This window comes from Pseudonocardia sp. P-1 (assembly GCF_058111925.1).
In genome coordinates this window covers 2,275,327-2,293,729 of the sequence record NZ_CM176614.1, presented here as the reverse complement: position 1 = coordinate 2,293,729, position 18,403 = coordinate 2,275,327, and the positions used below count along the sequence as shown (strand labels likewise).

Genomic DNA, 18,403 nt, shown 5'->3' with positions numbered 1-18,403 from the left:
CGGAGCAGGGTGACGCAAGCGTCCCCCGCCGGGGGCCGACCGGTGACTACGCTGACGCACCGGACGACACCCGCGATCAGAACAGGAGTCACGGTGGCGGTCATCGAGCAGGTCGGGGCACGCGAGATCCTCGATTCCCGGGGCAACCCCACGGTGGAGGTCGAGGTCGCGCTGGACGACGGCACGCTGGCGCGTGCCGCGGTCCCGTCGGGCGCCTCGACCGGCGAACACGAGGCCGTCGAGCTGCGGGACGGCGACAAGAACCGCTACGGCGGCAAGGGCGTCGAGAAGGCCGTCGCGGCCGTCCTCGACGAGATCGGGCCGGAGCTCGTCGGCGTCGAGGCGGTGGACCAGCGACTGGTCGACCAGCGCCTCGTCGACCTGGACGGCACCCCGGACAAGTCGAAGTTCGGCGCGAACGCCCTGCTGGGCGTGTCGCTGGCCGTCGCGAAGGCCGGGGCGGAGTCCTCGGGCCTGGAGCTGTTCCGCTACGTCGGCGGCTCCAACGCGCACGTCCTGCCGGTCCCGATGATGAACATCCTCAACGGTGGTGCGCACGCCGACACCTCCGTCGACGTGCAGGAGTTCATGGTCGCCCCGATCGGTGCGGAGACCTTCCGCGAGGCGCTGCGCTGGGGCGCGGAGGTCTACCACGCGCTGAAGTCGGAGCTGAAGGACAAGGGCCTGTCGACCGGCCTCGGCGACGAGGGCGGTTTCGCCCCCGACGTCAAGGGCGGCACCCGCGGGGCGCTCGACCTGATCGCCGCCGCCGTGCAGCGGGCCGGCTACACCCTGGGCACCGACGTCGTGCTGGCGCTCGACGTCGCGGCGACCGAGTTCCACGAGGCAGGCAAGTACTCCTTCGAGGGCAAGAAGATCACCGCGGACAAGCTGTCCGAGGTGTGGGCCGAGCTGGTCGACTCCTACCCGCTGGTGTCCATCGAGGACCCGCTGGACGAGAACGACTGGGACGGCTGGGCCGGCCTCACCGAGGCCATCGGCGACAAGGTGCAGCTCGTCGGCGACGACCTGTTCGTCACCAACCCGGAGCGGCTCGAGGACGGCATCGCCCGGGGCGCCGCGAACGCGCTGCTGGTGAAGGTCAACCAGATCGGCACCCTGTCCGAGACCCTCGACGCGGTGACGATGGCGCACAACGCGGGGTACCGCTGCATGATGAGCCACCGTTCCGGGGAGACGGAGGACGTCACCATCGCGGACCTCGCCGTCGCGACCGGCTGCGGCCAGATCAAGACCGGCGCCCCGGCGCGGTCCGAGCGGGTGGCGAAGTACAACCAGCTGCTGCGCATCGAGGAGCTGCTCGGTGACGCCGCCCGCTACAACGGCGAGCTGGCGTTCCCGCGGTATCAGGTACCCGGCCAGGGCTGACGCTCCGGTCGTTCACCCGTCGGTGACACCGGTGCCGCCCGGATCGTCTGCGGACGGTCCGGCGCGGCGCCCCCACCGGCGCCCGATCGGGCGGCATGCTGGACGGGTCGCCACGGAGCGGTACGGGCGGCACTGACGGGTGAGGGAACCCGGGACGGACGGGAGGGTGCATGGCGGACCGTCGGGGACGTGGACGGGACGCTCGTGCGCGCACGACCGGCACCGGGCGTGGTCGTGCCGCGGCCAAGCCGCGGACCACGACCGCACGCTCGGCGCGCGCCCCCGCGTCGACGGGCGGCTCCGGTGCGCGGTCGCGGCCGGCCGGACCGCAGGGCGCCCGGCCCCGTCTGACCCGCGCCCGGTCCCGCGCCGGCGAGGTCGTCGCCCGCACCACCGGGCTGCTGGGCCTGTCGTCGACGAAGCGGGCCGCGATCCTGGCCATCGTGGTCTGCGCGCTCGCACTGACCGTCGCGGTGCCGCTGCACAACTTCGTCGCCCAGCGCCAGGAGCTGGCCGACGTCTCCGACCGGCAGCAGGCGCTGGAGGCCGACGTCGCGCGGCTGTCCTCCGACCGCGCCCGGCTCTCGGATCCGGCCGAGGTCGAGGCGCAGGCCCGGTCCCGGCTCGGGATGGTCCAGCCGGGGGAGACCCCCTACGTCGTGCAGTTCCCGGCCCCGCCGGCGCCGGTCGTCGAGCACGGCCAGGCCGAGCCCGGCGTGCCCTGGTTCCACACCCTGTGGAACGACGTCACGGGCGACCCGCGACGATGACGGTGTGAGCAGCACTCGTTCCCGTCCGCCCGGTCTGGAGCCGGGCCCGGTCGCTCAGGCCGACCTCGACGCCGTCGCCGACCAGCTCGGTCGCGCCCCGCGCGGGGTCCTCGCGGTCGCCTACCGTTGCCCGTCCGGGCACCCGGCGGTCGTGCAGACCGCGCCGCGGCTGCCCGACGGCACCCCGTTCCCGACGCTGTACTACCTGACCTGCGCCCGGCTGGCGTCGCGGATCGGGACCCTCGAGGCCGAGGGCCGGATGCGGGAGATGGAGGAGCGGCTGGCCGTCGACGACGAGCTGGCCGGCGCCTACCGCCGCGCCCACGAGACCTATCTCGCCGAGCGCGACGCCATCGAGCCGCTCGCCACGCACCCCGACGTCACGGCCGGGGGGATGCCGGACCGGGTCAAGTGCCTGCACGTGCACGTCGCGCACGCCCTCGCCGCCGGGTCCGGGGTGAACCCGTTCGGCGACGAGGCCCTCGACGAGATCGGGGAGTGGTGGCGGTCCGGGCCGCCCTGCCTCTAGATCCCCGGCGTCGCCCGCTCCAGCAGCACCCCGACGCTGTCCTTGCCCGGCCGCGTCCCGGCCGTGCGCAGCGGCCCGTCGGCGTCGAGCCGGGTCGCGAGGAAGACGTCCGCGACGGCCGTCGGGGCGTGGCGGACCACCAGCGACCCCTGCAGTGCCAGCGCGGCCAGCTCCGCGAGACGGCGGGCCCGGCGCTCCTCCGGTGCGGCCAGCTCGGCGCGCAGCGCGGTGACCGTCGCGTCCAGCCGCGGGTCGGCTCCCGCCGCGAGGTCGATCTCGCCGAGAAGTGCCTCGACGGCGTGCGGCTCGCGGGCGATGGCGCGCAGCGCGTCGAGCGCGGTGACGTTGCCCGAGCCCTCCCAGATCGAGTTCAGCGGCGCCTCCCGGTAGAGCCGGGGCAGGTCGGACTCCTCGACGTAGCCGTTGCCGCCCAGGCACTCCAGCGCCTCGGCGACGACGGTCGAGGTCCGCTTGCACACCAGGTACTTCGACACCGGCAGGGCCAGGCGCAGCAGCGCCGTCTCACCCCGGTCGACCGCACCGGCCAGCCGCAGCGCCAGGACGGTCGCGGCCTCGGTCTCGACGGCGAGCTCGGCGAGGACCTCGCGCATCAGTGGCTGGTCGGCCAGGCGCGCCCCGAACGCCGACCGATGGGCGACGTGGTGCGCCGCCTCGGTGACCGCGGCCCGCGCAGTCGCCGCGGAGCCCAGCACACAGTCGAGCCGGGTCATCGAGACCATCTCGATGATCGTCCGGACGCCGCGGCCCTCGTCGCCGACCCGCCAGCCGACCGCGCCCGCGTACTCGATCTCCGACGACGCGTTGGACCGGTTGCCGAGCTTGTCCTTGAGCCGCTGCAGCCGGATCGCGTTGCGCGTGCCGTCGGGCAGCACCCGGGGCAGGACCAGGCAGGTCAGCCCGCCGGGGGCCTGGGCGAGGGTGAGGAACAGGTCGTTCATCGGGGCGCTGGTGAACCACTTGTGGCCGGTGAGGCGGTAGCTGCCGTCGGGCTGAGGGGTGGCGACGGTGGTGCCGGCGCGGACGTCGGAGCCGCCCTGCTTCTCGGTCATCGACATGCCCGCGAGGAGGCCGTCCTTGCCGGCCGGGACGGCGAGGCCGGGCACGTAGCGGCGGGCGGTCAGGCCGGGCTCGTAGGCGGCGGCGAGCTCGGGCGCGTGCCGCAGTGCGGGTACCGACGCGTAGGTCATCGAGATCGGGCACAGGTGACCCTGCTCGACCTGCGAGGTGAGGTAGAAGCCCGCCGCGCGGGTGACGTGCGCGCCGGTTCCGGGCTCCTCCGCCCACGGAGCGGCGGCGAGGCCGTGTCCGACGCTGGTGCGCATCAGCTCGTGCCAGGACGGGTGGAACGTGACCTCGTCGACGCGGTGCCCTGTGCGGTCGTGCGTGCGCAGCTCCGGCTCGGAGGCGTTCGCGGAGCGGGCGTGCTCGCGGTGCTCCGCGGTCCCGACGGCCGCGGCCACCGACTCCAGCGCCGCCGCGTCCCCGCCCTCCCGCGCGAGCGCCTCGACGACGGCCGGGTCCGCGGAGAGCAGGTCGCCGTCCGAGCGCGGCGGGACCTGGTTGAGGACCTCGTGGGTGCCGAGGTCGGACACCGGGGCCGGGGTGTGCGTCGTCGCCATTACCGGAGGGTAACCCGGACGGGCGGCTCCACCGGCCGATCCCGACTACGGTGAGGCCCGACGGTCGCCGAGAGCAGGGAGTGCCGATGTCGCGGGTCGCCGCCATCGACTGCGGAACTAATTCGATCCGGCTGCTGGTCGCCGACGTCACCGAGGCGTTCGACGGGCAGAAGGAGCTGCGTGACCTGCACCGCGAGATGCGGATCGTGCGGCTGGGCAAGGGCGTCGACGCGACCGGCCGGCTCGACCCGGAGGCGCTGGAGCGGACCCGGGTGGCGCTGGTCGACTACGCCGTCGCCGCCCGCCGTAAGGGAGCCGAGCGGATCCGGATGGTCGCGACGTCGGCGACCCGGGACGCGTCGAACCGCGAGGACTTCTTCGCGATGGTCCGCGACACCCTGGGCGTCGAGGCGGAGATCATCTCCGGCGACGAAGAGGCGCGGCTGTCGTTCGTCGGCGCCGTCGGCGACCTCGACCCCGACGACGGCCCGTTCGTGGTGACCGACGTCGGCGGCGGGTCCACCGAGGTCGTCGTGGGGGAGCTGCGCGACGGGGCCGCCGTGGTGACCGCGGCGAAGTCGGTCGACATGGGGTCGGTGCGGCTGACCGAGCGCTGCCTGCCCTCGGACCCGCCGTCGGACGCCGAGATCGACTCCGCGCGTGCGGTCGCCGCCGAGGTGCTGGCCGAGGCGTTCGCATCGGTGCCGGTCGAGACCGCGACGACCTGGGTCGGGGTGGCCGGGACGATCACCTCGCTGTCCGGGATCGCCCAGGAGCTGCCCGCCTACGACCGCGAGCAGGTGCACGGCTCGACGCTGACCCGCGAGGACCTGCACCGGGTCGCGGACCTGCTGATCCGGTCGTCGCGGTCGGAGCGGGAGAAGCACGGTTCGCTGCACCCGGGCCGCGTCGACGTCATCGGTGCCGGGGCGCTGGTCGTGCAGGCCCTGGCCGACGAGCTGCATGCGCGCGCCGGGATCGACCGGGTCGTCGTCTCCGAGCACGACATCCTCGACGGGATCGCGCGATCGATCGCATGAACCTGGCGGTCCTGGACCAGCGGATCTCCGAGTGCCGGGCCTGTCCGCGGCTGGTCGAGTGGCGCGAGCAGGTGGCCCGGGACAAGCGGGCCGCGTTCCGCGACGAGACCTACTGGGGACGCCCGGTGCCCGGCTTCGGTCCACCCGACGCGAGGATGCTGATCGTCGGGCTGGCTCCCGCCGCGCACGGCGCCAACCGGACCGGGCGCATGTTCACCGGCGACCGCAGCGGCGACGTGCTCTACGCCGCGCTGTACGCCGTCGGACTGGCCTCGCAGCCGACCGCCTCCCACATCGGCGACGGCCTGGAGCTCCACGGGGTCCGGATCACCGCGCCCGTGCACTGCGCGCCGCCGGCGAACAAGCCGACCCCGGCGGAGCGCGACGCCTGCCGGAACTGGTTGGAGCAGGAGCTCGACCTGCTCGCGCCGACGGTCCGCGGGGTCATGGTGCTCGGCGGCTTCGGGTGGCAGGCGCTGCTGCCGGTGCTCGCCGGGGCGGGGTGGACGGTCCCGCGGCCGGCCCCGAAGTTCGGGCACGGGGCGTCGGTGACGCTGGCCCCGGCCCGGCCCGACCGGGAGCCGCTGGAGCTGTTCGGCTGCTACCACGTGAGCCAGCAGAACACCTTCACCGGCCGGCTGACCCCGGCCATGGTCGAGCAGGTCCTGGCGGACACCGCGCGGGCCGCGGGATTGTCGCCGATCCGACGATGAACATCGTCGCCGCCGCTGCCGTCGCCGAGATGCAGCTCAGCGGGGTTCCGGTACGGGGCGCCGCCCGCTGAGCTGCATCTCGGCGGGCGTCCCGGTCCCGGGGCTCAGCCGGTGGTGAAGCGGTGCAGGCGCATCGCGTCCTGCATGGCGGGGAGGTGTCCGGCCGCCGACAACAGCGGGCGCAGCCACACCCGCGGCTCACGCAGGGACACCTCGTCGTAGATCGAGATGTCGTCGCGCTCGGTCAGCGACGGGTGCCGGTGCGCGAACTCCGCGGGATTCCACGACCACCGGAACTCGGTACCGACGGCGCGGAACGTCGGCGTCCACCGCGAGGCACGCACCGTCCACGGGGCGACGGCGTCGAACGCCAGCGTCGCCGCGGGGGGTCCGGCCACGACCCGGTCGACGGTGGCGTGCACGGCCTCGGCCGGGACGTACATGAACAGTCCCTCGGCGACGACGAGCGTCGGCAGCGTCGGGTCGACGGCGGGCCACCAGTCGTCGTCGGTGACGGAGCCGGAGACCTGCTCGATGCTGTCGGGGAGGTCGTAGAGCCGGCGTCGGACCTCCATCACCTCGGGCTGGTCGACGTCGACCCAGCGGCACGTCGAGGGCACCCCGACCCGCAACGGCCTGCTGTCCAGCCCGCAGCCCAGGTGCAGGACCTGCCCGGCGGGCTCGGTGGAGAGGAACTCCCGTGTCCAGCCGTCGAGGATCGCGGCGCGGCACACGATGGTCGAGACGTCTCCGGTGAACTGCCAGAGGCCGTGGACGTCGTGGTCGATGCGGTCCCAGACGGGCTCCGCCCACGGGTCGCCCAGGATCGGGCGGCGGGACCGGGCGTCCAGGCGTCGCATGTAGAGGGTCATCAGCAGGGTCGCCGCGGCGCCCCGGAGGTCGACCTTCTCGGTGCTCGGCATGAGTCCTTCCCGCCCTGGCTACGCTGTCGCGGCGCCCCCGTAGCCCAACGGCAGAGGCAGGCCCCTTAAAAGGGTCACCGGTGTGGGTTCGACTCCCACCGGGGGCACCCGTTCCGACCGCGACGTTACGCCCCTGACCAGCGTGTTCGCCCGTCGAGGCCGTGAGGCGGCCGTCTGGCTGTGACCGGCGGGAACCGGTGCCCACCGGGTGGCTGTGTCGAATACGTGTCGAAGTATCTGCCACGGCCGGGCTCCCCGAAGCATCGGCGATCCGCTGGCGGGCCGCGTCCTCCTGGCCGGAGATGCACGTGGCGTGGATCTGCAGCTGGACGACGACGCCGTGCCCGGCCCGCTCGGCGACCGGCGTCGACGGGGCCGACCGCGTCGAGCCGTGTCGGCACGGCGGTGCGCCGGGGACCGTACGGACGCCGAGTCAGCGGTGGGTCCACCTCGTCGCGGCTCGTGCGTGCCCGGTCCGCACTACTCCGGCGAACACCGCCGCCAGGACCAGGGGCGGGGCGGGAGTGTGTCCGGGAGGTCGGAGGTGTCGCTCCACCGCTCGCCCTGTAACGCAGGCCGGCGCCTTCCCGACCCCCGGTCGGACGTGTCACCGACCTGGACGACAACTCGGCACGACGGAGAGCGCGGAATCTGCTTCAGGCCGACCTGGCGGCGCCGGGAATCCGGTGGCGGATCTGAACAGGGAGAACCGATGACCGGGACGCTGTCGGTCGTGATGGGGGGAGCGGGTGTCGTTCTCCTGCTGGTCGGGCTGATAGGTGGTGGTTTCACGTTCTCGGGTTCCGTCATGCCGACGGTGGGGCGCGGTCCGCGAGTGGCCTGTTTCGCCGTCGGCTCGGTTCTTCTCCTGCTGGCGCTCGTCCTCGGTCTGGCCGACATCGGTTCGAAGATTCCCCAAGCAGAACCTCGGTCGAGCTATCCCGGGCCTCCTCCGGAGCCGAGCGTGTCGGCCGCGCCCGCTCCGTTCGTCGCGAGCGTTCTCGTTCCGGCCGGACACGGTGCTCTCATCTATTCGGATCCGTTGTCGACCGCGCCGACCGTGGGGCAGGTCAACTCCGGTGTATCGATCAACCTCTTCTGCAGCGTGCAGGGTGAGTACGTCGTGAACTCACAGAACGTCGGAAGCACGCTCTGGTACCGCACGGAGACCGGATACGTTCCGGACGTCAATCTGAACACCGGGACGAATCAGTCCGTCACCGTGGCGTGTCAGTGATTCCCGGAGGGGTGGTGCATGCCCGCTCGTGACCCTCGAGGCGGGACGGCGAGCCGGTCGGCCCCGGCGGACCGACTGTCCGTGGCGCCGGCCGCAGGGGTGGTGCCTGCGGTGTCGCCACGGCTTCGCCGTCGATGATTCCCCGGCCCCGTGCCGGTCTCCCTCGTTGTCCAGGTCGGCCGACCCGTGGACATCCGTCCGACAAGGAGAACCCGATGAGCGATCCCGTCGCCTCCCAGGCCCTCGACCACACGTTCACCGCCACGCTCGAGAAGAGCGACGCACCGGGCGGGTGGGTCTACCTGCGCACCGACTGGTCGGCCGAGTTCTTCGGCACCCGCGGACCGGTCAAGGTCCGGGGCACGATCGACGGCCACCCGTTCCGGAGTTCCTTCATGGCGCTCGGCGACGGGACGCACAAGCTGCCCGTGACCGCTGCGGTGCGGACGACGATCGGCAAGCAGACCGGGGACACCGTCACCGTCCATCTCGACGAGCGCCTGGGCCGTCACTGAGCTCCGTCCTCGCCACGCTCGGTGCGGTGGTCGCGGCGTTCGTGCTCGGCAGCGTCCCCCACGCCGTACCCAGGTCCCGGCCGGCGGGCCTCCTCCCGGCCGGCGCCGGGCCCTGCCGCTCGGCGGGCGCGACCGTGGTCGTGGAGCTGGTCCGCGACCTCGTTCTCGCCGTCGTTCCCGGCGTGTTCGTCGCGATCGGCTTCCGAGCGCCCGGCAGGGTCACGGGCTCCACCCTCATCCGGGCGGATCCGCGTGGAAGTGCACGGCGAAGGCGACGACGTCGTCGTGGGTGTTCTCGGGCAGCGACTCCATCGCCGCGGTGACGACGGCCTCCGGTCCGTCGTCGCGGACACCGTCGAGGAGCGCGACCAGAGCCCGGGTCGTCTCGTCGATGTCGGAACCGGGGCGCTCCACCAGTCCGTCGCTGTAGAGGAACAGCGTCGATCCCGGTTCCACGACCAGCTCGTGGTCGGTGCGCGCGAGCCCGTCGGTGATCGCGAAACCGAACAGGGCGTCGTGGTCGGCCAGGAGCTCGGTCCGGCCGTCGGGCCGCAGCAGGAGGGGAGCGGGGTGCCCCGCGTTGGTCCAGCGCACCACCCACGGGGCGCCCGGCGGGCGGTGCATGTGGGCCACCACCGCGGTGCCCGCGGCGCCCGGGCCGATCCCCCGGTTGGCGGCTTCGAAGGTGCCGAAGACCGCCGTCGGAGGCCCCGCCGAGTGGTCCCACGCCGCTTGGCGCAGCATCCACCGGACCTGCCCCATGAGCGTGACCGCCGGGAGGTCGTGCCCGATCACATCACCGACCGAGACGGCCACCGCCTGACCGTCCCGGTCGCGGGCACCGCGAAGCGCGATCGCGTCGTACCAGTCGCCCCCCACGTTCAGGCGCGAGTCCGCGGGCCGGTAGCGGGCGGCCATCGACAACCCGTCGATGGTGGGCAGGACGGTCAGCATGGCCGCCTGCAGCTCGCGGACGACCTGTTGCTGCCACTGCTCGACCAGGTCGCGGCGCCCGGCCTCGATACCGGCGTCGTACCGGGCCAGCCGCAGCCGGAGCTCGGCCGAACAGGAGCGGGCGATGTCGTGCAGCGTGGCGAGGTCGTCGTCGGACCAGTCGCGCGGTCGCCCGTCGATCGCGCACAGCGAGCCGAGGACCCTGCCCCGCTCGTCGGTCAGGGGGACACCCGCATAGGCGACGACGCCGAGATCCGGGATCGCGAGGTTGTCCCACACGAGCGGATGCGCGCGGGCGTCGCGGATCACCAACGGCTGCGCCGACGCGACGACGTGCTGGCAGAACGAATGCGTCAGCGGCGTCGCCCGCTCGGCGGCAGCTGGCTCCGGCAGGCCGACCATCCCCGGGAAGACCTGTCGGTCGACCTGGACCAGCGACACCAGCGCCGTCGGCACACCGAGCGCGCGGCGCACCCATTCCGCGATGCGGTCCATCTCGGGGTCGGCCGCCGGACCGAGCCCGGTCCTGGCCAGTGCCAGCAGCCGCGCCCGGTCGCACACGGCCCGCTCGGCGTCCGGGTACCCGCCCGCCTGGGTCAGCCCGCCGACGACCGCCTCGCCCACAACCGCCTCCTGGCCACGTGGTCGGCCGGTCCACGACCCGGCGGACCGACCCCCGCCCGCGAGATCGGTGCGGGGCCCTCCGATGGCACAGCGTAGGACGGCCGGGTCCGTCACGCGCACGGTCTCCCGCTCCAGCCGCGACGACCGGTCCGGCGTCGACGGGGTGAGCAGCTCGTCGAGGACGCGGTGCTGCTCGGCCGGTCCGGCCACGACGGTGTCCACGATGCGCTCCCTTCCGGGCGTCGGCCCGTGCCGGACCGCGCCCCGCCTCGACGACGAACCGGCCCCGGACGACGCCGGCCGGCAGCCGTACCCCGCGTCGACCGATGAGTTCCGCCGCCCCCTGCGGTCCACCGTCGTGACGCGGTCCGCGTGTTCACCGAGGAGGCCCCATGCCCCGCACCCGGGTGCACAACCTGTTCATCTCGCTCGACGGCTACGCCGCCGGCGACCACGTGGCCCTCGACGCCCCGATCGGCGACGCCGGACGGCTCTTCGCCGGGTTCGACGGGCGGTTCATCCACGGGATCGGCGGGGTGGACGCCCCCGTCACCCTGGACCGCGCCCTGACCAGCACGTGGGCCCAGGGCGTCGGCGCCGAGATCCTGGGGCGGCGCAAGTTCGGCCCGCAGACCGGACCCTGGACCGACGACGGCTGGCGGGGCTGGTGGGACGACGAGCCCCCGTTCCACACCCCGGTGTTCGTCATGACCCACCACCCGCGGCCGCCGATCGAGTTCGCGAACGGGACGAGCTTCCACTTCGTCGACGGGTCGGCGCAGGAGGTGCTGACGGTCGCGCAGGAGGCCGCGGGCGACCTCGACGTGCGACTCGGTGGGGGACCCTCGACGATCCGGCAGTTCCTCGACGCCGACCTCGTCGACGTCATGCACGTGGTGATCCTGCCGATCGTGCTGGGGCGTGGGGTGTCCCCGTGGGAGGGACTGACCGGCGTCGAGGACCGGTTCACGGTCGAGTCGGTCGCCTCGCCGAGTGGGCGCATCCACCAGTTCTGGAACCGGAAGGTCTGACGCCCGTGGGTTTCCTCAGCTACTCCATGAGCATGTCCCTCGACGGCTTTGTCGAGGACCCCGCCGGCAGCATCGCCTTCGGCGACCCCGACGAGGAGGTGCACCGCCTGTCCAACGACCAGACCCGGGCGACGTCGGTGTTCCTGTTCGGCCGCAACCTCTACGACGTCATGGAGGACTTCTGGACCGCCCCCGAGCGGGCCGACGGCCACCCGGTGGAGGCGGAGTTCGCGCAGCTCTACACCGCGATCCCGCGGGTGGTGTTCTCCGACTCGCTGACCTCCGTCGCGCCCGGGTGCCGTCTCGTCCGCCGCGCCGACGCCCTGGAGGAGGTGGCCCGGCTGAAGGAGGAGACCGACGGAGAGCTGGCCGTGGGCGGGCCCGGGCTGGCCGCGTCGCTGCTGGATCTGATCGACGAGTTCCGCCCGCGGGTGGTGCCGGTCGTCCTCGGCGGCGGGAAGCGGTACCTGCCGCTCGGCGCGGACCTGCGGCTGCGGCTGGTGGAGCAGCGCGTGTTCGACGGCGGGACCGTGCACCTGCGCTACCAGCGCGTCCGCTGACCCGGAGCATCGCGTGGTACGCCGACCTGCGCCGCCGCGCCGCCGCCGTCGCCCCGGACCGCACATCGGGACCGTCGACGGCGCCGGGCACCTCGTGCCCGTCGGGCGGCCGGAGGCGTTCGCCGAAGGACGCACCCGCCGGGGCGCCCGCGGCGCCTGGGCGTCAGGCGTCGCCGACCGAGGAGATGGCATAGCGCCGCACGTCCGCGCCCAGGATCCGGGCCGCGGTGTCCCCGTCCGGCCCGGAGCCGCGGAACGCGAGCAGCTCCTCCTCCGACGCCCAGCGCTCGAAGACGTTCACCCGCGCCGGGTCCAGGGTGTCCGCGGTCAGGGCGAAGTCCAGACAGCCCGGCGCCGAGCGCGCGAGCGCGACCGCCCGCGTCCCCTCGGCGACGAGGGCGTCCCGGTCGGCAGGGTCGGTGAGCAGGTGGCCCGCGACGATCAGCATGCAGGAGAGACCGCAGCGCGGCCCCGGACTCATCGGTCGCGCAGCGCGTCGTCCAGCGCGGTGGTCAGCGCGGCGACGCGGCTGCGCCCGGCCGCCGCGCGCGGGTAGCGGCACAGGACGTCGACCAGCTCCGGTGTCGCGCGCCGCCGGGCACGGTCGAGCTGCGCGTCGCCGCTGCGGGGGGCGTCACCGTCGGCCAGCTCGACGGCGTGCGCGGCGTGGGCGGCCGCGCGCAGGATGTGCCCGACCTGGGTGCCTTCGCCAGTGGGTGCAGGTAGGCGGACGCGGCGGCGTCGGCGGCGGCCAGCGCGGCGTGCCTGCCGGCCGGGGTGTGGGCGTCCTTCGCCGCCCGCGCCGCGTCGACGGCGGTCACCCGCTGCAGCCGCGACCGCTCGGCGCCGTCGGCGAAGGCCCACGCCGCGGCGAGCGCCGCGCGGGGGCGGCCGTCGCCGGGCGCGTCGAACAGGGGGAGGGCCTCGGCGGCGCACTCCGCGGCGAACCGGGTCACGACGCGCAGGTCGGCCATGGTGAGGGTGACGTCCCCCGGTCCGATCCGTGCCATCGCAGCACCTTCCCGTACCGCGCGCACCTCCGCCAGGACGGGCTCGGGCCGACGACGGTGGAACCGGGCTGCGCATGACCGGCCGCCACCACGAGATCCACCTCGGCGTCCCCGCCGGACGGCCCCGGAGAAGCTGCGCAACGTCCTGCGCCGGCCCGTCACCGACGCGGTGATCACGGGCGCTCAGGCCGGGCGGTACCGGTAGCGCGCCAGGTAGAGGCAGTACCCGACGATCCCGGCGACCAGCAGCGCCAGCACCACCCAGAGCGGTCCGACCGGCAGCCGTGGCGGATCGGTGCGGGTGGCGTACACCGCCGTCACCGGGACCACGGTGAGCAGGAACAGGGTCGCGCCGAAGGTCCGGCCCATGTCCTCGGCGAGCATGCGGCGCAGCCGCCCGACCCGCTGGGGCCGCATCCAGTAGTCGCGGTGCGGCACCGACACCCGCGCCAGCGAGCCGGTCGCGACGAGGCGGTAGAGCCCGGCGCCGATCCCGGCGACGAGCAGCCCGAACAGCGTGCCGAGCGTCAGGAACCAGGCGCGGCTGCCGAACGCGGTCGGCGCGCCCGTGGGGTCGAAGTGCAGCGGCACCCCGTGCTCGGGGAGCTCACCGGCCGCCCACACCAGGGCGAACGCGTAGAACACCGAACCGGCGAGGAGCGGGAACCAGGGGCGCACCGCCCGGATCATTCCGGGTCGCCGGCCGGTCCGCGCGCCGTGGCGGGGGCGAGCCGGTCGAGCATCGCGGTCAGGGTCCGCCGGGCGCGGTCGACGGGGGCGCCGTGCAGCGCGACCTCCGCGCTGAGCCCCCCGGTCAGGGCGAGCAGGGCGTGCGCGTCGGTGTCGGGGTCGGCCGATCCGGCGTCGGCGACGACCCGGACGGCGAGCGCGCGGATCTCGTCGTCGCCGTCGGTGAGGATCGCCCGCGCGCGCTCGTCGACCTCGCGGGTGGCGAAGGCGGCATGGATGCGCAGCGCGTCGCGGGTCCGCGGGTGCTCGCCGAGCAGCTCGTCGAGGATCGTCGCGAGGACGGTCCGGTCGCCGCCGCCCACTGCCCGGGCCCTGGCCTCGATCCGCTCCTCCATTCGCCGGTGCGACCGGTCCAGGGCGTGCAGCAGCAGTGCGTCCTTGCTGGCGAAGTAGTGCTGGACGCGGCCCATCGAGATGCCGGCCTCGGCTGCGACCGAGCGCAGCGAGACCGCCTCGGTGCCCGACCGTGCGACGAGCGCGAGCACGGCGTCGGCGATCTCGGAGCGTCGGGTGTCGTGGTCGACGGAGCGGGGCACGACGCCACCGTAGCAATGCGGTCGCATTGACAACTCGCGCCGCGCTCTGTTGCAATGCGAGTGCATTGCAATCTGGGGAGGGCATGTGAAGACGGCACAGAACGTCGCCGGGTTCCTCGGGGTGGTCCTCGGCGTGATCCCGCTGCTGCAGTACCTGGTCACCGGCCGGATCGGCCTGTGGTCCTTCGTGGTCGGCGACGCGCCGCCGCTGCCGTGGGCCTACCCCGCGGTCCTGCTCGTGGTCACCGCGGTCGTGGTCGTGGTGGCCGACCGGCGGGAGAAGGCGGGCTGACCCGGTCAGTCCTGCCGCGGCGAGCCGTAGCGCAGCAGGTTGTTGTCCGGGTCGTGGTGCGCGCCCTCGCGCAGCCCGTAGGAGGTGTCGACCGGCGCCACCTCGCGCCCGCCGGGCACGGCGGACCAGCGGGTGTGGAGCGCGTCCGCGTCGTCGACGTGCAGGTAGGCGCAACCCGCGGTGCGGGCCGGGTCGTGGTCGGGCAGCACCGAGACGTGCAGCTCGACGCCGCCGAGGACGGCGAAGCCGTAACCGTCGTCGTAGCGCTCGACGGTGAACCCGAGCGCCCGGTAGTGGTCCAGCCACCGGTCGAGATCGGTGGTGGCGAAGACCGGGGCGACCGAGCGCAGCGTGGACACCGAGGCAGTCTGCCCGCATGCTCGCCGCCGTGACCAGACGCCACGACGAGCTGAACCGGGCACTCGTGCACGGGATGCGTCCGGTCGTCGTCGAGCTCGCCGAGCCCGACCCGGCCTGGCCCGCCGCCTTCGACGCGGCGGCGGCCCGGCTGCGTGCGGCGCTGGGGGAGCGGGCCCACCGGATCGAGCACATCGGATCCACCGCGGTGCCGGGGCTCGCGGCGAAGCCGGTGATCGACGTCGTCGTGGAGCTCGACGATCCCGACGACGAGGCGGCCTACCTGTCCGACCTGCTCGCCGACGGCTACGACCTGCGGGTCCGCGAGCCCGGGCACCGCTGCCTGCGCGGCGCCGTCGGGGACCTGCCGGTGAACCTGCACTGCTACGCACAGGGCAGCCCGGAGATCACCCGCTACCTGGTGTTCCGCGACCGGCTCCGCGCCCACGACGAGGACCGGGCGCGCTACGAGGCGCACAAGCGCGGCCTCGCCGGACGGGAGTGGGCCGACATGAACCTCTACGCCGACGCCAAGGGGCCGGTCGTCGAGGAGATCATCGGCCGGGCCGGCGGCCCGCCCCGGCCCTGACCCGCCGGATCAGCCGCCGGGACGCTCCGCCCGCTCGGTGAGCATCCGCTCGGTCGCCGCCCGGACCTCGTCGACGCCGATCTCCTCGACGCCGTCGGCGGTCACCGTGATCAGGTTCGGGAAGATCGCCCGGGTGAGGTCGGGGCCCGCGGTGGCGGTGTCGTCGTCGGCGGCGTCCCACAGCGCGTTGACCGCGAGCGCGATCGCGCCGGCCCGGTCGACGCCCGGATCGTGCCGCTTCTTCAGCGACGCCTCGGCGAACTGCGAGCCGGACCCGATGCCGACGTAGCCGGACCGGGCGCGCTTGATGCTGCCGGTCGGGTCGTAGGTGACGATGCGGACCGGGTCGGGGTCTGCCGGGTCGTAGCCGACGAACAGCGGGAGCGCGACGAAGCCCTGCATCGCCGCGCCCAGGTTCTCCCGCACGATGCTCGACAGCCTGCGGACCTTGCCGTCCTGGCTGATCGGCGCGCCCTCGACCTTCTCGTACTGCTCCACCTCGGCCGCGAACATCTTCAGCATCTGCAGCGCGTGCCCGACCGACCCGGCGAACCCGGCGGCGGAGGTGTCGTCGATGCCGACGACCTTCACCAGGTCCTTCTGGGCGATGAGGTTGCCGGAGGTGGCGCGCCGGTCTCCGGCGAGCAGGACACCGTCGGCCCAGGTCAGGGCGATGATCGTGGTGCCGTGCGGGACGTCCAGGTCGGCGGGGACCCGCTGGGCGGGGTCGCGCGGGAGGTGCGAGGGCAGCAGCTCCGGGGCGTGGGCACGCAGCTGCTCGAGGAACGAGGGGCCGGTCATGAGGGGGAGCGGGCTCCTTCGCACTGCGGGGCGGGGACGGGGCCGATCCTTCCCGGCCGCGGCGCCCCGGTCCACCCGCGGTGGAATGGCACACTCAGTGCGGTGAGCGCACGGAGCCGGGCCGAGTCCTTCTGCACACGCCACGGGCTGCGGGTGCCCGTCCTGGAGGCCCCGATGGCCGGGGCCTGCCCACCGGAGCTGGCGGCCGCGGTGGCCGCGGCGGGCGGCATGGGTGCCGCGGGCGTCGTGAACGACACCCCGGAGGCGATCGCCGACTGGGCCGCCCGCTTCCGCGCGCTCGCCGGGACCGCGCCGTTCCAGCTCAACCTGTGGATCCCCGACCCGCCCGCCGACGACGACGTGGGCCTGCAGACCGCCTACCTCGACACCCTGGGCGGCACACCCGCACCGGCCGGCGGCCCCGGACCGTCGTTCTCCGACCAGCTCGCCGCCGTCCTGGCCGCCCGGCCCGCGGTCGTCTCGACGATCATGGGCCTGTTCACGGCCGAGCAGGTCGCCGCGGTGCACGGTGCGGGCTGCGCCTGGTTCGCGACGGTCACGACCCGCGCCGAGGCCCTCGCGGCGGAGCGGGCGGGGGCGGACGCCGTCGTCGTGCAGGGCATGGAGGCCGGCGGGCACCGCGGGACCACCGACCCCGCCGACGCCGAGGCCGTCTCGGTCGGGCTGCTCGCGCTCGTCCCGTGGGTGGCCGACGCCGTCGGTGTCCCGGTGGTCGCCGCCGGCGCGATCGGCGACGGCCGGGCCCTGGCCGCCGCGCTCACCCTCGGCGCGAGCGCGGTGCAGGTGGGGACGGCGCTGCTGCGCTGCCCCGAGGCCGGGATCGACGACGGCTGGTCCGCGCGGCTCGACGGCCTCGACCCCACCGGCACGACGACGACCCGTGCCTACACCGGCCGGCTGGCCCGCGGCATCGCCACCGACTACGTCCGCGCCTGGACCGTGCCGGGCGCCCCGGCCCCGGCGCCCTACCCCCATCAGCGACGCCTGGTGGCCCGCTACCGCGCGGGCGAGCCCGGCGCGGTCGACCGGGTCAACCACTGGGCCGGGCAGGCCGCCGGACGTGCGACGACCGACCCGGCGTCCGAGGTCGTCGCCCGGCTGTGGCGCGAGGCGGACCCGCTGCTGCCGTGAGCCCGGCTCAGTCGCGGAAGGGGTCGACCATGTCGTCGAACTCGCCCTTCTTGGCACCGTCGACGAATGCGGAGATCTCGGCCGGGGTGTAGACGAGCACCGGGCCGTCGGGGTCGCGGGCGTTGCGGACCGCGACCTGGCCGTCGTCCAGTACGGCGAATTCCACGTTCCGCCCGCCGGCGGGGCGGCGCCACGTCACGGGGCCGAGATCTGCTGCGCGCGTGCCGTTCGGGTGGGGCATGGGGACCTCCGGGTGTGTCCGCTGCGTCCGTTTGACTGCGGAGAGTGTCGAAAGACTGTGCAAGCGATCTTGCATCCGCACGTGTCATCCGTGACGATGGAATCACCGACACGCTGAGGGGGCCCGTGAATGCGCCGGTCGACGCACGGATCTGCCGCCGGGTGGCTGTCGTCGTGACCGCCGGACGGATGAACGAGGCCGGCGGACCCGATGTCCTGACGGTGACGTCCGTTCTCGACGGTCGTGCACACAAGGTGACCGACTCGGAACTCTGCGCACCGCACTCGATGCGGACCGGCCGGTACGCGGCCCTGTGTGGCCACCTGGTGTCCCCGGCCCCGCTGATCGACGTCGCCGGGACCCCGTGCGGCCGCTGCGTGGAGCTCGACCCGACGCCACCGGCGGAGGTGACGTCGCGGCGCCCCGCCCGCCGGCGCGGCTGGGGCCTGCGCCGGGTACTGTCGGCCTGAGTCGTCCGGTACCGGAGCGGGACCCGTCAGCGGGCGAGCCGCTCCGGGTCGGTCTGCTCGTGGCGGCGCAGCGGTCCCCGGGTGCGCCGCTCCAGGTAGCGGCGGCCCGAGCGGGTCAGCTTGCTGAGGGTGTTGGGGCCGCGGCGGCGCTCGACGGCGTCGCCGATCTTGCCCAGGAGCCAGGCCAGCAGCGGTGCACCGACCGCCAGGAGCAGCCATACGCGCAGGTGCCGGGAGAGCAGGGCCCACATGTCCGGACCGTCCTTTCACTGGGGGCGGC

The 18,403-nt window shown here is 74.2% G+C and carries 24 protein-coding genes and 1 tRNA gene; 14 read left to right on the top strand and 11 right to left on the bottom strand.

The annotated features are described in order from the left end of the window. Positions 1 to 93 precede the first annotated feature (93 nt). The 3 genes from eno (at position 94) to AC0GKK_RS11055 (ending at position 2,688) form a co-directional block, all read left to right on the top strand. Positions 94 to 1,389 carry a phosphopyruvate hydratase gene (gene eno / locus AC0GKK_RS11065; RefSeq protein WP_489883747.1) on the top strand — a complete coding sequence of 432 codons (1,296 nt, stop codon included), beginning with the start codon at positions 94 to 96 and terminating at the stop codon, positions 1,387 to 1,389. 170 nt (positions 1,390 to 1,559) lie between these two features. Next, a complete protein-coding gene (locus AC0GKK_RS11060; RefSeq protein WP_489883746.1) occupies positions 1,560 to 2,159 on the top strand; it encodes an FtsB family cell division protein in 600 nt (199 codons plus the stop codon). Positions 2,160 to 2,163: 4 nt separating this feature from the next. Beyond that, positions 2,164 to 2,688 (top strand): DUF501 domain-containing protein, encoded by a 525-nt coding sequence (locus AC0GKK_RS11055; protein ID WP_073577653.1) that lies wholly within the window; start codon positions 2,164 to 2,166, stop codon positions 2,686 to 2,688. On the opposite strand, the gene AC0GKK_RS11050 is transcribed toward AC0GKK_RS11055, so the two are convergent. Continuing rightward, positions 2,685 to 4,328 (bottom strand): acyl-CoA dehydrogenase family protein, encoded by a 1,644-nt coding sequence (locus tag AC0GKK_RS11050; RefSeq protein ID WP_489883745.1) that lies wholly within the window; start codon positions 4,326 to 4,328, stop codon positions 2,685 to 2,687. The genes AC0GKK_RS11055 and AC0GKK_RS11050 overlap by 4 nt on opposite strands. Before the next feature lie 86 nt (positions 4,329 to 4,414). Here AC0GKK_RS11050 and AC0GKK_RS11045 point away from each other — a divergent pair, with 86 nt between their 5' ends. Together AC0GKK_RS11045 and AC0GKK_RS11040 are read left to right on the top strand one after the other, a co-directional pair. Next, positions 4,415 to 5,368, top strand: a complete 954-nt coding sequence (locus AC0GKK_RS11045; RefSeq protein WP_100880838.1) for a Ppx/GppA phosphatase family protein — start codon at positions 4,415 to 4,417, stop codon at positions 5,366 to 5,368. Further along, entirely contained in the window at positions 5,365 to 6,081 is a 717-nt protein-coding gene (locus tag AC0GKK_RS11040) for a uracil-DNA glycosylase (protein WP_489883744.1), read from the top strand. Before AC0GKK_RS11045 ends, AC0GKK_RS11040 begins: the two co-directional genes overlap by 4 nt. A gap of 104 nt (positions 6,082 to 6,185) precedes the next feature. On the opposite strand, the gene AC0GKK_RS11035 is transcribed toward AC0GKK_RS11040, so the two are convergent. Then, positions 6,186 to 7,004, bottom strand: a complete 819-nt coding sequence (locus AC0GKK_RS11035; RefSeq protein ID WP_489883743.1) for a class I SAM-dependent methyltransferase — start codon at positions 7,002 to 7,004, stop codon at positions 6,186 to 6,188. A gap of 33 nt (positions 7,005 to 7,037) precedes the next feature. Here AC0GKK_RS11035 and AC0GKK_RS11030 point away from each other — a divergent pair. From AC0GKK_RS11030 to AC0GKK_RS11020, 3 genes are all read left to right on the top strand, one after another. Beyond that, a tRNA-Leu gene (locus tag AC0GKK_RS11030) sits at positions 7,038 to 7,111 on the top strand. 605 nt (positions 7,112 to 7,716) lie between these two features. Then, positions 7,717 to 8,241 (top strand): hypothetical protein, encoded by a 525-nt coding sequence (locus tag AC0GKK_RS11025; protein ID WP_482636579.1) that lies wholly within the window; start codon positions 7,717 to 7,719, stop codon positions 8,239 to 8,241. Positions 8,242 to 8,456: 215 nt separating this feature from the next. Then, complete coding sequence (locus AC0GKK_RS11020) at positions 8,457 to 8,756, top strand: DUF1905 domain-containing protein (RefSeq protein ID WP_346108009.1); 300 nt, start codon at positions 8,457 to 8,459, stop codon at positions 8,754 to 8,756. A 234-nt stretch (positions 8,757 to 8,990) separates the two neighbouring features. On the opposite strand, the gene AC0GKK_RS11015 is transcribed toward AC0GKK_RS11020, so the two are convergent. Continuing rightward, positions 8,991 to 10,556, bottom strand: a complete 1,566-nt coding sequence (locus tag AC0GKK_RS11015) for a PP2C family protein-serine/threonine phosphatase (RefSeq protein WP_489883742.1) — start codon at positions 10,554 to 10,556, stop codon at positions 8,991 to 8,993. Positions 10,557 to 10,726: 170 nt separating this feature from the next. Here AC0GKK_RS11015 and AC0GKK_RS11010 point away from each other — a divergent pair, with 170 nt between their 5' ends. Further along, positions 10,727 to 11,365 carry a dihydrofolate reductase family protein gene (locus AC0GKK_RS11010; RefSeq protein WP_489883741.1) on the top strand — a complete coding sequence of 213 codons (639 nt, stop codon included), beginning with the start codon at positions 10,727 to 10,729 and terminating at the stop codon, positions 11,363 to 11,365. 5 nt (positions 11,366 to 11,370) lie between these two features. Further along, on the top strand, positions 11,371 to 11,925 hold the full coding sequence (locus tag AC0GKK_RS11005) for a dihydrofolate reductase family protein (RefSeq protein WP_208818806.1): 555 nt from the start codon (positions 11,371 to 11,373) through the stop codon (positions 11,923 to 11,925). Between the two features lie 163 nt (positions 11,926 to 12,088). On the opposite strand, the gene AC0GKK_RS11000 is transcribed toward AC0GKK_RS11005, so the two are convergent. The 4 genes from AC0GKK_RS11000 to AC0GKK_RS10985 form a co-directional block, all read right to left on the bottom strand. Continuing rightward, positions 12,089 to 12,373 carry a putative quinol monooxygenase gene (locus AC0GKK_RS11000; RefSeq protein WP_208818807.1) on the bottom strand — a complete coding sequence of 95 codons (285 nt, stop codon included), beginning with the start codon at positions 12,371 to 12,373 and terminating at the stop codon, positions 12,089 to 12,091. Positions 12,374 to 12,437: 64 nt separating this feature from the next. Further along, the gene (locus tag AC0GKK_RS10995; protein WP_489883740.1) at positions 12,438 to 12,935 is read right to left on the bottom strand and encodes a putative immunity protein; all 498 of its coding nucleotides are present in this window, start codon (positions 12,933 to 12,935) and stop codon (positions 12,438 to 12,440) included. A 183-nt stretch (positions 12,936 to 13,118) separates the two neighbouring features. Beyond that, a complete protein-coding gene (locus AC0GKK_RS10990; protein WP_489883739.1) occupies positions 13,119 to 13,613 on the bottom strand; it encodes a hypothetical protein in 495 nt (164 codons plus the stop codon). Between the two features lie 8 nt (positions 13,614 to 13,621). Further along, positions 13,622 to 14,221 carry a TetR/AcrR family transcriptional regulator gene (locus tag AC0GKK_RS10985; RefSeq protein ID WP_405419316.1) on the bottom strand — a complete coding sequence of 200 codons (600 nt, stop codon included), beginning with the start codon at positions 14,219 to 14,221 and terminating at the stop codon, positions 13,622 to 13,624. 85 nt (positions 14,222 to 14,306) lie between these two features. On the opposite strand from AC0GKK_RS10985, the gene AC0GKK_RS10980 reads away from it, so the two are divergent. After that, positions 14,307 to 14,513 carry a hypothetical protein gene (locus AC0GKK_RS10980; RefSeq protein ID WP_208818810.1) on the top strand — a complete coding sequence of 69 codons (207 nt, stop codon included), beginning with the start codon at positions 14,307 to 14,309 and terminating at the stop codon, positions 14,511 to 14,513. Between the two features lie 5 nt (positions 14,514 to 14,518). Here AC0GKK_RS10980 and AC0GKK_RS10975 read toward each other — a convergent pair whose 3' ends face one another. After that, positions 14,519 to 14,872: a bleomycin resistance protein gene (locus AC0GKK_RS10975; RefSeq protein WP_224403517.1), complete on the bottom strand. Its 354-nt coding sequence runs from the start codon at positions 14,870 to 14,872 to the stop codon at positions 14,519 to 14,521. Positions 14,873 to 14,901: 29 nt separating this feature from the next. Between AC0GKK_RS10975 and AC0GKK_RS10970 the strand changes: the two genes are divergently transcribed. After that, positions 14,902 to 15,459 (top strand): GrpB family protein, encoded by a 558-nt coding sequence (locus tag AC0GKK_RS10970; RefSeq protein ID WP_489883738.1) that lies wholly within the window; start codon positions 14,902 to 14,904, stop codon positions 15,457 to 15,459. A 9-nt stretch (positions 15,460 to 15,468) separates the two neighbouring features. On the opposite strand, the gene prcB is transcribed toward AC0GKK_RS10970, so the two are convergent. Continuing rightward, positions 15,469 to 16,260: a proteasome subunit beta gene (prcB, locus tag AC0GKK_RS10965; RefSeq protein WP_489883737.1), complete on the bottom strand. Its 792-nt coding sequence runs from the start codon at positions 16,258 to 16,260 to the stop codon at positions 15,469 to 15,471. Between the two features lie 102 nt (positions 16,261 to 16,362). On the opposite strand from prcB, the gene AC0GKK_RS10960 reads away from it, so the two are divergent. Continuing rightward, positions 16,363 to 17,412 (top strand): NAD(P)H-dependent flavin oxidoreductase, encoded by a 1,050-nt coding sequence (locus tag AC0GKK_RS10960; protein ID WP_482636586.1) that lies wholly within the window; start codon positions 16,363 to 16,365, stop codon positions 17,410 to 17,412. A 7-nt stretch (positions 17,413 to 17,419) separates the two neighbouring features. On the opposite strand, the gene AC0GKK_RS10955 is transcribed toward AC0GKK_RS10960, so the two are convergent. After that, entirely contained in the window at positions 17,420 to 17,578 is a 159-nt protein-coding gene (locus tag AC0GKK_RS10955) for a DUF397 domain-containing protein (RefSeq protein ID WP_489883736.1), read from the bottom strand. Between the two features lie 329 nt (positions 17,579 to 17,907). On the opposite strand from AC0GKK_RS10955, the gene AC0GKK_RS10950 reads away from it, so the two are divergent. Continuing rightward, entirely contained in the window at positions 17,908 to 18,123 is a 216-nt protein-coding gene (locus AC0GKK_RS10950; protein WP_489883735.1) for a hypothetical protein, read from the top strand. Positions 18,124 to 18,149: 26 nt separating this feature from the next. On the opposite strand, the gene AC0GKK_RS10945 is transcribed toward AC0GKK_RS10950, so the two are convergent. Then, complete coding sequence (locus AC0GKK_RS10945) at positions 18,150 to 18,374, bottom strand: hypothetical protein (RefSeq protein WP_062400338.1); 225 nt, start codon at positions 18,372 to 18,374, stop codon at positions 18,150 to 18,152. Positions 18,375 to 18,403 lie beyond the last annotated feature (29 nt).

Coding starts and splice junctions, on each gene's coding strand:
- AC0GKK_RS11060 (WP_489883746.1), top strand. CDS start 1,560: ATGGCGGACCGTCGGGGACGTGGACGGGACGCTCGTGCGCGCACGACC.
- AC0GKK_RS11050 (WP_489883745.1), bottom strand. CDS start 4,328: ATGGCGACGACGCACACCCCGGCCCCGGTGTCCGACCTCGGCACCCAC.
- AC0GKK_RS11045 (WP_100880838.1), top strand. CDS start 4,415: ATGTCGCGGGTCGCCGCCATCGACTGCGGAACTAATTCGATCCGGCTG.
- AC0GKK_RS11040 (WP_489883744.1), top strand. CDS start 5,365: ATGAACCTGGCGGTCCTGGACCAGCGGATCTCCGAGTGCCGGGCCTGT.
- AC0GKK_RS11035 (WP_489883743.1), bottom strand. CDS start 7,004: ATGCCGAGCACCGAGAAGGTCGACCTCCGGGGCGCCGCGGCGACCCTG.
- AC0GKK_RS11025 (WP_482636579.1), top strand. CDS start 7,717: ATGACCGGGACGCTGTCGGTCGTGATGGGGGGAGCGGGTGTCGTTCTC.
- AC0GKK_RS11020 (WP_346108009.1), top strand. CDS start 8,457: ATGAGCGATCCCGTCGCCTCCCAGGCCCTCGACCACACGTTCACCGCC.
- AC0GKK_RS11010 (WP_489883741.1), top strand. CDS start 10,727: ATGCCCCGCACCCGGGTGCACAACCTGTTCATCTCGCTCGACGGCTAC.
- AC0GKK_RS11000 (WP_208818807.1), bottom strand. CDS start 12,373: ATGCTGATCGTCGCGGGCCACCTGCTCACCGACCCTGCCGACCGGGAC.
- AC0GKK_RS10995 (WP_489883740.1), bottom strand. CDS start 12,935: ATGGCACGGATCGGACCGGGGGACGTCACCCTCACCATGGCCGACCTG.
- prcB (WP_489883737.1), bottom strand. CDS start 16,260: ATGACCGGCCCCTCGTTCCTCGAGCAGCTGCGTGCCCACGCCCCGGAG.
- AC0GKK_RS10945 (WP_062400338.1), bottom strand. CDS start 18,374: ATGTGGGCCCTGCTCTCCCGGCACCTGCGCGTATGGCTGCTCCTGGCG.